Genomic DNA, 12,739 nt, shown 5'->3' on the forward strand with positions numbered 1-12,739 from the left:
ACCTGATCCCATCCCGAACTCAGAAGTGAAACAGACGTACGCCGATGATAGTGTGGGGTCTCCCCATGTGAAAGTAGGTCATCGCCAGGGTTTTATCCCTAAAGCCAGCTTTGTCATTCACTGCTGGCTTTTTTTTTGACTTAAAATACATTGCGCGCGAAAACAAGCGACCGTAATTTTTATAAAAAATCGACTCGGCAAGGCCTCTAAAGTTTTTTGCGCACATGAGTGTTTAGTTCATGTACCGACCAAGCGTTTTTCAAGCCTACAAAATTGAAACAGTATCTTCCTATTGAGACTTGTCGCTCGAGTTTAAACGTACGAAGGAATCATTGCACTCGGCTTAGCTGCCGAAATTAAATGCTCTCGCAATTGTTGGAGTTCACCTGTCCTCACTTCATTGAGGCGAAGAAGTACATCTAAATCGTGTCGAAAATAACGCGAATCGGGGAAAAATGGTGCCCGCATGCAAACATTCTCGCGGCCGCGTAATAATACTAAACTGCTCATCTCGGCTAAACCTGGAGTATCGAAGCGAACTGGAGAAAACCATGAGCTCTCTCTTTGTGTTCTATAATGATAAACGGTTAAAGTACGCGGTAACCTCGGCTCTTTAAATGAAGGGCACGGGGAAAATGGGCGATCTCGCCAACAAAATTCATGAGCCACATGGGCGGGCACATTAAGCTGCGCCTTAAGTATCTTTTCCAAAACCGGCTGCAAACGGCTACGAATTTCATCAACTACTCGATCTCGATCATCAAAATACACATTGCCAGCAGGAGGCCCCTCTTCATGAATCTGAATATATTCTTCAAATGCCGTTCTAAGTTCTGTAAATTCAAAATGCACACTTTGGTGTCGCTCGCCGTTTTGGAAATAAGAAAGTCCGTAAGCTTTTATCGCATCGATACGGGCTAGCATTGTTCCTTTCGTTTCATCATCCATGTGACGTTCTAACATACGGCACATGTGGGTGTCTTTAGCCCAATAGGCATATTCATAAGCGGAACAAGTGAATGTTCGAGAAGAACGATCGGTGAATTTCCCTTGATAGCATAAGACTTGTTGTATCTTTTCGTTTTGCCCTTGAAAGACTTCTGTAAATAATTGCTCTGCTTTATCTTGTTCGCCATATGAAACACGTTTTAAGAATGTCTCTAATAAGCGTAAAGGTTTGAAAAGAGAGTGCAGGCGCCGTGAAGTATTCTCTAGATTGATGATGTCTGATTCATTTTTTAAATAAGCGCCAATTTTCAACAGCAGTTCATCAGATAGCGCAGATAGCGTCATTTATTCCCCCTAACTAAGGCAAAGCTTTTGCCTCCTCTTGGATTTATATACCCGTGATCGTTCAAAAATACGTGTTTTTAGGTGCCTTTATTATTTGTCCTGTCGCATTTTAAAAAGCGAGTAATGGCTCATTCGCTTGCGAGTTTTTTAACATGCGGCAGGGAGAAAAAGAAACAGCATAAATCACGCATTTTGAAGTTGATTGGGTATATAACATAAATCCGAAAGCTAAGGTAGCAGTTTGTGCCTCTCAAGCTCACATTTCGCACCGAGCGAAATAACAACCATTAATGTCATTTTGACTCGTACTAAGAAAATTATTTACAATTCTATAAAATTATATCGCAAGATTAGGCAGATTGAATTAAAATTAATGGTTACATAGTGTTGAATGTATTGTGTTGTATGGTATGCAGTTAAGTCGTCTTCATAAATTTTCACATGATCTCTCTTTAGTCTCGGACAAGACCAAAGAGGATAGAGACTTACTTGAAACTATTAATACGTTTCTTGAAACCTTAGAGACTAACACTAGATCAGAACAAGTAGAGTTATCCCCAGAACAAGATCAAGCTATTGAAGATTATGTGATCAAGTTATTTGCTCGACGTCGTAAAATGATAAAAGATACCCCAGATGATTATACGCTGTCGAACTCTACTGCCAATCAATTATGGGTTGCATACGCGCAAGATTTGGAAGATCTCCCGAACCGTACGTATTTACAAATATTATTTCCAGAGGTCACTAATAAAAAGGATCCCAATACACTGAATTTTTTGCATGAAAGCAAAGACCTTCAAAGTTTTTATTTAGCAGAGGACGAATTAACTTTATGCCAAGTAAGTGGTCTTTTATCACGCACTTCACACGGATTGCCACTCTCAACCTATCGACAAAACAAACTTTCCAAGACTTATCCGTTATCAATTAAAGAACTCAGTAGATTACGACCTAAACCAGAGCGCAGTGTTAGTATTCATTATCGTGGTTATGAATACACGACATTTTGGGCCTATCTAGAGCGCTCAGCGTTTGAAAAATGGGAGGCAAAAGGTAAACCTCCGCGAATGGCGGTTGTGGAACTCTACGAGCTGTTGCAATATTTTTTTGACACTAGCTCACGCAGTCGAAGCGAATTTCGCACAAGAGTACTCGCTTTAAATAATACCTTGGAAGAATACCCAGTCGATGATGTCAATGCTTTTTATGGACAAGGAATTGAAGTAGAAGGAGGCTCTTTCTTAATCAATATACTCCTGGATTGTCTTGTACAAGACTTCTCAACATTACTTCCCAAAATGCTGGGCGTTGCTAAATGGGTCGCCCAGTTCGATGCTTCCTTTATTTTGAATATCCCTACAATGAGGCCTTTTTACGAATCATTACATCTTGGTCCTGGATTTACGGTCGATGATTTGAGTGTACACATACAGCGCTTAATAGAATCGCACAGTGAATATGAAGATGATCTGGCTTGGATCATGAGAGAACTTCAATCTTCCCAGTCCCTTAATAAAGCAATTATTAAGGCAATCATCGCATTATATGGAAAGCGGTGGCCTAGCATTATGGGTACTAAACTAGATTATACTAACACAGGTGCGGATGACCCTTGGAAAAAGCTTGCCCAGTGTTTAAGTGGCGCAGACCTTGTGCCCAAGGATTATTATTTATTACTGATGCCGACTCTAAAGACAACGTTTGACCCCATTGGAAAACAAAGCACCGTAAACTTTAGCCTGGATGATACGTTGCTTTCTGAGGATGGTCAGGAATTAATTTATCTTCCTTATTGTAAACGACAGCTCGAGACACAAGGTACCTTTTATGTTCCAAGCGTTGTGTTTGGCCCTCCACCACGCCCTTTAAGTAAAATTGAGAAAGAGCGATTAAAACTGAATTCAAAATACAGGCGATATCTAAAAACGTATGAACAAGACGCCATTGACCCGCTTGCAATCTCTACCGTATTAGCGATTTGGAACCTTGTTAATCGCAGCCTATATCCGATTGGGTTACTCTATGCACAAAATTATAGCCCGATACAATTGACCGCAGCAGAACAAGCCTTTGATGAATTTCAGGTTTTTTATGAGGCCTTACCAAGTCGAGAAAGGACTCGATTAGATAACCATACGATTATTTATCATGGTCAAAAGAAGACATTTGGAGTGATATTAGACCAAGTTCATAAAGATGAATGTGTGGCTTTGAGTTGTCGCTGGTTTTTGCAATTAGTGGTGGATTATTTCCCATGGATGAAATTTAGAAAAGATATCGAAGCGAGTCCATCGGTTTCTATAGATGAAATTCGGCTAGCCTCACAAAAGAGGCTGATCAGTAAAAATGGTGGTGAGAAACTCATTAGCCAACTTCAAAAAATATATATATCACTGCTCAGCCATAGATTTCTCGAAAGAACCCATAGAATAACTGGTTTTGATTATCGCAATGATGTTCCAGGCATAGGATTAAAGCTATTTAATCTTTTAGATCCTTTTTTTATGAGCGAACATTTTAAATCCGCTCATGAAACCTATATTGAATTGATCAAAATGGTTAATGAAGCCTTAACCAATGAAGTAGATTCACTCCATACCGATACACGAAGATGGTTAAAAACCATTATGACGGAAGAGTTGTTTATAAATAGTTTCTGGCTAGATTTAAAAGTGATGCTAACTATCTTCCCAATACTGATGCCGAACAATTTAACGATGCAGGATGCCGTTATTAAAGCTATGATTTCTCAAAAGCATCCGGTCGTGAGAGAACTGTATTTTAATCTTTTTTGCTTAAGAGGGTTGGATGCGCAGGCCATTGGTTTAATAAAAAGCTGGCTTGAAAATAATCCCATCAATCTGGGCGAAGACGATGTATTGTTGACCTTAAATGATTTAATTGCAAAAAGATTGTCTCAGGAAGGCTCTAAATGTACTAGAGCAAGATTAGGGTTTCATCATCAACGTGCGGTTGTCAAAAAGGATTGGGAGAGGGTTATTTCAAACGGATTTAAATTTTTGCCAGAAACCGTCGAGTCGGTAACGGATTTGTTGCCGCATGTAGAAAACACCTTATTCAGGCTTCGAGTCCCATTAACCCAACACTTGCAGCAATATTGGTATAATCTGACTTCGAGACGTTTGGTACCAGTGACATTGTCTTCTACCAGCGAGGCCCCCTCGTTTACTCTATAAGCGTTCTAAAGGCTTTGTTTTATCAAGCGCCTGTGAACAAATCTTAGCGTTAAATTTTGATTCCAGCTAAATACTAATAAAGCCACTATGCCTGCTACTAGGCCCCAAAAGGCTGAACCAATTCGTAAAAAAGAAATCCCTGAGGCAGAAACAAGAATAGTGATCAGCGCAGGTTCGCGATGTGCTTCCTCTTCTAGAGCTGATTTAAGATTATTGCCAATGGTGCTCAGCAAAGCGAGTCCAGCAAGGGCGATAATGACTTGCTGTGGGAATGCGGCTACTAAAGCAACCACGGTTGCCCCAAACACCCCAAATACAATCCAACATAAACCAGCAAATATTGTCGCTTTATAACGTTTGCTTGGATCCAGATCAGCTTGGCTACTGGCACATATCGCGGCGGTTATAGCGGCTAAATTGATTGAAAAACACCCAAAAGGCGCAAAAACCAAACTTACCAAGCCAATCCAGCTAATAATGGGCGAAATTGGAGGTTCATATCCATTCGCTTTCAATATCGCAGTGCCAGGTAAGTTTTGTGAGGTCATTGTCACTAAAAATAAAGGCAATCCGATGCTAACTAATGACGAAAATGTAAACACGGGCACTGTAAAAATAGGTTTTGAGATGGTTAAATGTACTTGGTTAAGATGCAAAATGCCAGTTAGCTTGGCTACTAGTAATCCTACAAACAAAACGGCTAAGATAACAAATCGTGGCATAAAGCGCTTTCCGACTAGATAGGTTAGGAACATACTAAACACCACTAAAAACTGCTCTTGCATGGCTGAAAAAATATTCATTCCGAAGCTGATTAAAATGCCGGCCAGCATGGCTGAGGCCAGAGAGCGAGGGATATGTGCCATGACTCGCTCAAAAATTCCTGTGACTCCCGCTAATATGGTTAGGCCTGCGGAAAAAATAAACGCGCCAATCGCTTCAGATAAAGAGATTCCACTTAAACTGCCGATTAACAACGCAGCGCCTGGCGTTGACCAGCCTACGAGAATCGGTGTGCGGTATCGTAAAGATAGGCCGATACAGGTTATGGCAATGCTAACTCCTAGGGCCAAAAGCCATGAACTGATTTCTGCCTCATTCGCCCCAGTCATACGAGCGGCTTGAAATATAAGAGCGATTGAACTCGTAAATCCAACCATCATTCCAATGAACCCCGCAGTCATTTGACTCACGGAAAAGTAATTACGCATGATATATCAAACCCTAGAACAATAAATAGTAGAGGCCAAAAAACTTCAGATTGAAGCCGTGCTAGTCTTCACAATATCAATTACGAGATTCACACGATGAGCACATAAAATATTATTTATTTAACAAACTGTGCACATATTTTAACATAATTATTTAAACGATCCTCAGATATTTTATTTTCTTGAACCGCTTTTCTAATCGCGCAACCTGGCGTTTTATGATGATCACAATCGCGAAATTTGCATTGTGATAAATAGGGTTTAAACTCGCGATAACCCGCGGCGATTTCAGCACGAGACATATGCCATAACCCAAACTCGCGAACGCCTGGCGAGTCAATGAGCGCCCCACCACTTGGCAAATGGTATAATGTCGAATGACTCGTGGTGTGTCTTCCTAAATTGGATAGCTCCGAAATATGACCCGTTTGAATGCTGGATTCAAACGGCAAAACGCTGGTAATGAGAGAAGATTTGCCTACCCCAGATTGACCTACGAAAACACTCACTTGATCATTTAATTGTTGCTTAAGATCAGCTTGATGATTGGCAAAATGTTCACTAGCAAATAGAATAGGATAGCCTAAGGTAAGATACTGTTTCTGTAAACGCTCTTTTAATACAGAACAAGGTAAATCGATTTTATTTAATACAATACACGCATTAAGGCCGAGTGATTCAGTCATCACGAGGTAGCTATCCAGCAATGGCCAAGATAGCTCTGGCTTGGGAGCGGCTACGATCATAACCTGAGTGATATTGGCGGCGACTGGTTTAATTAAACTCCGTTTATCATGACGCCCCAAAACGGAGGTTCTTGGATAACGACTGACTACGACTCCCTGTCCGTCTCCTTGTGGCAACCACACGACGCGATCACCAGCGACCAAAGCATCTAGTGATGGTCGAATGGAGCAGTGATGACGATGTCGTGATTCATCTTCGATTAGAGCGTGTGATCCAAAGCGTGTTATAACTATGCCGTTAGTGGTGCCTACTTCTGAGGTGAGGGGCTTTTGAAACGATAATTGTTTTTCTTTTATTCGAGAGGATTGTTGTTTGCTGATTCGACGTTTGCTCATGATTTATTATGGACTATGATTGAAAGTAATCTTTTTTAAGTATGAGGGGTAATTGCACCAAATGAAAGTCTATTTAGTGGGTGGAGCTGTGCGAGATACGCTCCTTGGCAGACCCGTAAAGGAAAAAGATTGGGTGGTGGTTGGTGCAACCCCGGAAGAACTGTTAGCCCAAGGGTTTCAGCAAGTTGGGAAAGATTTCCCAGTGTTTCTTCATCCATCGACAGGAGATGAGTATGCATTGGCTAGAACAGAGCGTAAGAAAGGAAGAGGGTATTATGGGTTTACCTGTGATTACAATCCAAATGTGACGCTTGAAGAAGATTTAGCACGCCGTGATCTCACGATTAATGCGATGGCTATGGATGAACAGGGCACGTTGTATGATCCTTACTACGGCGCACAAGATTTACAGGCTGGACTATTGCGCCATGTATCGGCTGCGTTTGTTGAAGATCCAGTTCGCGTATTGCGCGTAGCGCGATTTGCAGCGCGGTTTAGCAAGTTAGGGTTTAAAGTGGCCAATGAGACTCGGCAATTGATGTATCAGATGGTCAAAGACGGCGAGTTGAATCATTTAGTTCCCGAGCGGGTTTGGCAAGAATGGCAACGGAGTCTATCTGAACCAACTCCAGAAATTTTCATTCAAACACTACGTTCTTGTGGGGCATTAAAGATTATTTTACCGGAATTAGACGCGCTCTATGGCGTGCCAAATCCCCCTCGCCACCACCCAGAAATCGATAGTGGTGTTCATACGCTTCAGGTGCTGCAAGCAGCGTGCCGGTTATCTGAGGATGAACTTGTTCGATTTGCAGCGTTAGTGCATGATTTAGGCAAAGCGAAAACCCCGATGAGCGATTGGCCGTCACACCATCGACATGAGCACTTGGGGTTGGATGTTATACAGTCATTATGTGAACGATTGCGAATTCCCAATGAGTACCGTAAGTTGGCACTCATGGTTTGTCGTTATCATTTAAATATTCATCGTTATCATACCTTAAAAGCCAGTACGGTGGTTTCAATCCTTGAGAAAGCCGATGCGTTCAGACGCCCCGAGTTATTTCAAAAAATGCTACTTGCATCTCAGGCAGACTCTTTAGGAAAAAATGGGGAGGGTAATGAATATACGGAAATCGCCTTATGGCAAAAAGCGCTCAAGATCTGCCAATCGGTTTCCGCTAAACCCTTGGTAGAGGAAGGACTAAAAGGTGAGGCGATTAAAAACGAGTTGCACAAGCAACGTATAAATCGGTTACAATCCGTCAAAGAAAAACGGGTTAATGAGTAGGAAAGAAGATGAAACATAGTCAGAATCTTATCTGGATTGATCTCGAAATGACGGGTTTAAATCCTGAAACCGATCGCATAATAGAAATCGCAACAATCGTCACAGACGCGCAACTTAATATTTTAGCCGAAGGTCCTGTGTTTGCGGTTCATCAGCCTGAAGCGTTATTAAATGCTATGGATGAGTGGAATACCCGGCAACACAATCAATCCGGGTTAGTCACGAGGGTTAAAGAAAGTAAGATCTCTGAAGCAGAGGCGGAAGAAAAAACGATTCAGTTTCTTAGCCAATACCTTGACAAAGGGCAGTCTCCCATGTGTGGGAACAGCATTTGCCAAGATCGTCGATTTCTAGTGCGTTATATGCCTAAGTTGGCGGACTTTTTTCATTATCGCAATCTTGATGTGAGCACGTTAAAAGAGTTGGCGGCGCGATGGAATCCGAAGCTCTTAAGTGGCGTCAAAAAGCAATCCAAACACTTAGCGTTAGATGATATTAAGGACTCTATTGAAGAGTTGGTTTATTATCGAAAGCATTTTATCGCATTATCTAAAGAGGAATAACATCCTATGGTTACACGAGAAAGGTTAGAATTACCAAACGGGGCAGCAAGATTGCTGTTGCATTCATGCTGTGCTCCATGTTCGGGCGAAGTAATGGAAGCGTTGCTGTGCTCAGAAATTAATTTTTCAATATTTTTCTATAATCCGAATATTCATCCTCTACAAGAATATGAAATCCGAAAACAAGAAAATATCACTTTTGCTGAAAAGCACAATATTCCCTTTATTGATGCAGATTATGACAAAGACAATTGGTTTCAACGGGTAAAAGGACTGGAGTGGGAACCGGAGCGAGGAAAACGATGCACCGCTTGTTTTGACATGCGATTTGAGCGAACCGCGTTATATGCTTATGAGCATGATTTCCCAGTTATTTCAAGTTCGCTTGGAATTTCACGTTGGAAGGATATGAATCAAATCAATACCTCTGGTGTTCGCGCAGCAGAACGTTATCCAAATCTAATTTACTGGACTTACAATTGGCGCAAAAATGGTGGGGCCGCGCGTATGTATGAAATTGCGAAACGCGAAGAATTTTACAAACAAGAATATTGCGGTTGTGTCTATTCATTACGAGATACGAACGCTTGGCGAAAACAAAATGATCGTTGTCGCATTAAAATTGGTGTAAACTACTACCGAAATGATGACCCACAGGACAATGAATGACGGTTTTTCATCAGCATGAAGATGCCCATGCCCATGCTCATCAAATGCCCGAATTTAATCGAGCATTTATCATTGCAATTTTAGCCAACGGTATTTTTGTTGTATTTCAAGTACTCTTTGCAATCTTAAGTAACTCCACCAGTCTCTTGGCTGATGCGATTCATAATTTAGGAGACGTATTAAGTCTTGTGGTCGCTTGGGTTGCTAATTCAATGCTACAGAAAAAGCCCACCGAACGCTCAACGTATGGTATGAAAAAAACAACCATATTGGCAGCGTTTGCCAATGGGGGCGTGCTTATTTTTACGTGTGGTATTATTGCGTATGAGGCCATTTATAAATTCTTCGCACCTTCTGAAGTTCATGCGATAAGTGTTATGGTGGTGGCGAGCATTGGGGTTATTGTTAATGCCGCCACGGCCGCATTGTTTTTTAAAGGCGGAAATGATCTTAACATTCGTGGGGCGTTTCTACATCTTATGTATGATGCGTTAATCTCTGTAGGTGTGGTACTTTCGGCCGGACTTTTATATATAACTGGATGGTTGTGGCTGGATCCCCTGGTTGGTTTATTAATCGCCTTGATCATACTGCAAGGAACATGGTCATTATTTCGGGATAGTTTTCGCTTAATGATCGATGGTGTTCCTCGTGGAATCTCGATTTCAAAGGTTCGGTACTATTTAGAAGGTCTTGAAGGGGTTCAAGGCGTTCATGATTTACATGTTTGGGCAATGAGTACTCGCGAAAATGCGTTATCCGTGCATTTATGGATGCCCGAGGCTTCTTTAAGTGATGTAAGAAGAGAGCGGTTGGCTAAAACACTTTTACATGATTTTAATATTCATCATATCACGATACAGGTAGAACAAACTCAATTGCATTGTGAGGATCGGTGTAAGCTTTATTTATAATCCACCCGTAACTGCTCACCTCACCTCACCTCACCTCACCTCACCTCACCTCACCTCACCTCACTTCGCCCAACTACCCGCGGCTTGCGCAGCATCCAATAATCTTTCTACATTGCTGGATTCGCCGCGGGAAGTCGGCGGGGGAGAGCAGTTACATCTACCCATCATGAAGCGTGATGCTGAAGATCCTTATTACTTGTCCGTAATAAAAGCCCTTGATGAAACGCTTCTGACGCTTTTTCACGATCGTTTAAATACTCTAATAAGGTACCCAGTTCTAAATACGCCTCAGGAGAAGGACTTAATTGGATGCTGTTTTCAAAATAACTGCGAGCCTTACCCCATAGGTTTTTAGCTTTACTTAAGCGGCCTAAACATAATAATAACGCTGGAGAATGAGGGTGTTCTTTCAGCCTCTCTTCAGCGAATTTTAATTTTGCTCCCTTGGTTTTGCCATAGAGAGTAATCAGCTCTTCATTAAATTGCTTCACTAAAGTTCGACGCAAGAACGTTTCTGCTTCCGAATCGCGTTGTTGTTCAAGAAGATATCGACTGTACACTGCAATAATTTCAGGATTGTACGCCAACGCTTTTGGACGAGTGATAAAGAACTCATCAACGGCTTCAGAATGTTTATGTTTGATAAAATCCCGCAATGCTTCCAAATACGCGTGTTGCTGCAGTCGTAAATAGTCATCACCTGTTACCACCTGATGGCGTCTTAGTTCTGGGAGCAAGGCAATGAGTTGCGGCCAATCGCGCACTTGTTCATATAACTTCATCAATAATTTTAAAACGTAAGTATGATTCGGTGCTAAATCTTGCAAATGTTTTAAGGTTGCTAGGGCCTGTTCCCATTGCTGATTGGCGAGCTGTAATTGTGCTTGCGTTAGTTCTACAGCAATCTTTGCTTCAGGCATCGACTGTTGGGCTTCGCGTAAGTAATTATCGCGTAACTCATAGTCCTCAAGCTCCTGAGCTGCACGAGCAGCGGTTAAATAATTTAATAACGGCGTATCGGTACCCGGTAAGGCCTTAATTAAGTGATTCTTGGCGTTCTGCCAATGGCCCTCACTGAATTCGATCAGACCTTGTCGAGTCTTAGCGCGGGCTTTTTTGATCCGTCGTTTCGCTAGCCACCGCTTCCAGGCGCTGGGTAGTCCCAGCACCCAGCTTAAGAAAGAGGTAAAAAAATGAAGCGCAAAAAAAACAAAAATAAACCCGATGATGGCCACCCATAGGGTGGTTTCAATGGTCCATTTGTGGAAAGAAATGAGCACATACCCAGGATCTTTTTGTAAAAAAATTCCTAGTAAAACCGAGGCTAAGAGGACTAATAATATGAATAACATACGAATCATTAGGAGCGATCTCCTGTTTTAGGGGCCTCAACGGATTTCGAGTTCTTGGCTTGAATCAACTGATTAAGTAAGGTTAACGAACGCTTTAAATCCAGCTTTGATACAGTGATATCTTTCTTATTAAGCGCTTGAAGTTGCTTTAACACACCTTTAGCGACGGCACTGTCAGCGGCAAAATAGCGCTTAATAGTCTCAGCGGTTTGATTTAATGCCATCTTATAAACGATTTCATTGTTTTGCAAAACGGCCCATTGTGCTTCTTGCAGATTTAAGCGGATACTTGCTCGTAATAACGATTCTTGTTGCTGAGATAACAAAGGCTGAATTTCTTCATCATGCCGACGAATGACCACCAATCGCTCAAGTAAGTTCACGCTGTTTTTGAGTCGCTCTCGCCAGGCTTCTGGAGTTTTATGTTCAGATGGCTTCTCACCGTGTTCTAGATCTGGGGTGACGGTTTTTTTAACGGGAAGAGCGGAAACCGCCTCTTGCAGAGCCTCGAGTTTGCTGAGAAGGCCAGTATAATCCACCGTCTGAAGCGTTTTAATTTGGTTTATTTCTTGTGCTATCGCTTGACGAACTTCAAATAAGCGCGGGTCATGGATAGTGGCCAGTAATTCATCCGCTTGTTGTAAAAGAGCGAGTGTCGTTTGAGAATTATTGCTCCAGTGGGCATTGATTTGAGCAAGCTGCAAGTAATAACGAGCGTTTAACATAATCCAGTCATCGGAGTGATACAGCTGCTGCTTAAGCGCCGATTGCATATGTTTATCCAGTGCATTTAATTTGGCGGCTAATTGGTCGCTTGATTCGGTAAAGGACTCTATGGTGTTATCAATTTTTTGTTGCACGGAGGAATGCGTTTCGCTGATGGAACTAAGTTCCGTGGTCATTTGATCGGTGGTAGTAGCCATCTGTCGTTGCAGCCGAATGTTGGTGTAGGTTGCAAATAAAGCAAACGCCATAGCAATTAAGGCAATGACCAGGATAAAAGCGATAAATGTAGGCCTCTGGGCTATGGGGTAGTTGCGTGAAGACGCGGATTGATCTGATTTATTCATTGACTTAGCAGTTGCACTTTCGGTCGTGTTTGTTTTTTCGCTTGTACCCATGACTTAATCCTTTATTATAAACAGCTCTTAACGTTCTATCGGC

The 12,739-nt window shown here is 41.9% G+C and carries 10 protein-coding genes and 1 rRNA gene; 6 read left to right on the top strand and 5 right to left on the bottom strand.

The features are described 5' to 3' along the window. Nucleotides 1-90: ribosomal RNA gene (gene rrf / locus E1O47_RS08545) — 5S ribosomal RNA — on the top strand; the annotation flags it as partial. 222 nt (nt 91-312) lie between these two features. On the opposite strand, the gene E1O47_RS08550 is transcribed toward rrf, so the two are convergent. Further along, complete coding sequence (locus tag E1O47_RS08550; RefSeq protein ID WP_133130841.1) at nt 313-1,293, bottom strand: hypothetical protein; 981 nt, start codon at nt 1,291-1,293, stop codon at nt 313-315. 410 nt (nt 1,294-1,703) lie between these two features. Here E1O47_RS08550 and E1O47_RS08555 point away from each other — a divergent pair, with 410 nt between their 5' ends. Then, on the top strand, nt 1,704-4,493 hold the full coding sequence (locus tag E1O47_RS08555; protein WP_133130842.1) for a hypothetical protein: 2,790 nt from the start codon (nt 1,704-1,706) through the stop codon (nt 4,491-4,493). Nucleotides 4,494-4,498: 5 nt separating this feature from the next. On the opposite strand, the gene E1O47_RS08560 is transcribed toward E1O47_RS08555, so the two are convergent. Together E1O47_RS08560 and rsgA are read right to left on the bottom strand one after the other, a co-directional pair. After that, nucleotides 4,499-5,704, bottom strand: coding sequence for a benzoate/H(+) symporter BenE family transporter (locus E1O47_RS08560; protein WP_133130843.1), 1,206 nt, complete (start codon nt 5,702-5,704; stop codon nt 4,499-4,501). Between the two features lie 116 nt (nt 5,705-5,820). Next, nucleotides 5,821-6,786 (bottom strand): small ribosomal subunit biogenesis GTPase RsgA, encoded by a 966-nt coding sequence (rsgA, locus tag E1O47_RS08565; protein WP_133130844.1) that lies wholly within the window; start codon nt 6,784-6,786, stop codon nt 5,821-5,823. Nucleotides 6,787-6,847: 61 nt separating this feature from the next. Here rsgA and E1O47_RS08570 point away from each other — a divergent pair, with 61 nt between their 5' ends. From E1O47_RS08570 to E1O47_RS08585, 4 genes are read left to right on the top strand one after another with little or no spacing between them, the layout of a single operon-like run. Continuing rightward, nucleotides 6,848-8,077, top strand: coding sequence for a multifunctional CCA addition/repair protein (locus E1O47_RS08570; RefSeq protein ID WP_133130845.1), 1,230 nt, complete (start codon nt 6,848-6,850; stop codon nt 8,075-8,077). A gap of 8 nt (nt 8,078-8,085) precedes the next feature. Then, nucleotides 8,086-8,640, top strand: a complete 555-nt coding sequence (gene orn, locus E1O47_RS08575; RefSeq protein WP_133130846.1) for an oligoribonuclease — start codon at nt 8,086-8,088, stop codon at nt 8,638-8,640. Between the two features lie 6 nt (nt 8,641-8,646). Beyond that, nucleotides 8,647-9,309, top strand: coding sequence for an epoxyqueuosine reductase QueH (locus E1O47_RS08580; RefSeq protein WP_133130847.1), 663 nt, complete (start codon nt 8,647-8,649; stop codon nt 9,307-9,309). Next, complete coding sequence (locus tag E1O47_RS08585; protein WP_133130848.1) at nt 9,306-10,223, top strand: cation diffusion facilitator family transporter; 918 nt, start codon at nt 9,306-9,308, stop codon at nt 10,221-10,223. Before E1O47_RS08580 ends, E1O47_RS08585 begins: the two co-directional genes overlap by 4 nt. A gap of 164 nt (nt 10,224-10,387) precedes the next feature. Here the strand turns inward: E1O47_RS08585 and E1O47_RS08590 are convergent, their stop codons facing one another. Both E1O47_RS08590 and E1O47_RS08595 read right to left on the bottom strand, forming a co-directional pair. Next, nucleotides 10,388-11,584, bottom strand: a complete 1,197-nt coding sequence (locus tag E1O47_RS08590; RefSeq protein ID WP_133130849.1) for a heme biosynthesis HemY N-terminal domain-containing protein — start codon at nt 11,582-11,584, stop codon at nt 10,388-10,390. Next, a complete protein-coding gene (locus tag E1O47_RS08595) occupies nt 11,584-12,696 on the bottom strand; it encodes a uroporphyrinogen-III C-methyltransferase (protein WP_133130850.1) in 1,113 nt (370 codons plus the stop codon). Before E1O47_RS08595 ends, E1O47_RS08590 begins: the two co-directional genes overlap by 1 nt. Between the last annotated feature and the right edge of the window lie 43 nt (nt 12,697-12,739).

Origin of the sequence: Legionella yabuuchiae (assembly GCF_900640115.1) — a bacterium.
Taxonomy (GTDB): Bacteria; Pseudomonadota; Gammaproteobacteria; order Legionellales; family Legionellaceae; genus Legionella_A; species Legionella_A yabuuchiae.

What these genes read in the sequence shown, in the direction of transcription:
- E1O47_RS08550 (WP_133130841.1), bottom strand. Translation starts at nt 1,293, where the DNA reads ATGACGCTATCTGCGCTATCTGATGAACTGCTGTTGAAAATTGGCGCT.
- E1O47_RS08555 (WP_133130842.1), top strand. Translation starts at nt 1,704, where the DNA reads ATGCAGTTAAGTCGTCTTCATAAATTTTCACATGATCTCTCTTTAGTC.
- E1O47_RS08560 (WP_133130843.1), bottom strand. Translation starts at nt 5,704, where the DNA reads ATGCGTAATTACTTTTCCGTGAGTCAAATGACTGCGGGGTTCATTGGA.
- rsgA (WP_133130844.1), bottom strand. Translation starts at nt 6,786, where the DNA reads ATGAGCAAACGTCGAATCAGCAAACAACAATCCTCTCGAATAAAAGAA.
- E1O47_RS08570 (WP_133130845.1), top strand. Translation starts at nt 6,848, where the DNA reads ATGAAAGTCTATTTAGTGGGTGGAGCTGTGCGAGATACGCTCCTTGGC.
- orn (WP_133130846.1), top strand. Translation starts at nt 8,086, where the DNA reads ATGAAACATAGTCAGAATCTTATCTGGATTGATCTCGAAATGACGGGT.
- E1O47_RS08580 (WP_133130847.1), top strand. Translation starts at nt 8,647, where the DNA reads ATGGTTACACGAGAAAGGTTAGAATTACCAAACGGGGCAGCAAGATTG.
- E1O47_RS08585 (WP_133130848.1), top strand. Translation starts at nt 9,306, where the DNA reads ATGACGGTTTTTCATCAGCATGAAGATGCCCATGCCCATGCTCATCAA.
- E1O47_RS08590 (WP_133130849.1), bottom strand. Translation starts at nt 11,584, where the DNA reads ATGATTCGTATGTTATTCATATTATTAGTCCTCTTAGCCTCGGTTTTA.
- E1O47_RS08595 (WP_133130850.1), bottom strand. Translation starts at nt 12,696, where the DNA reads ATGGGTACAAGCGAAAAAACAAACACGACCGAAAGTGCAACTGCTAAG.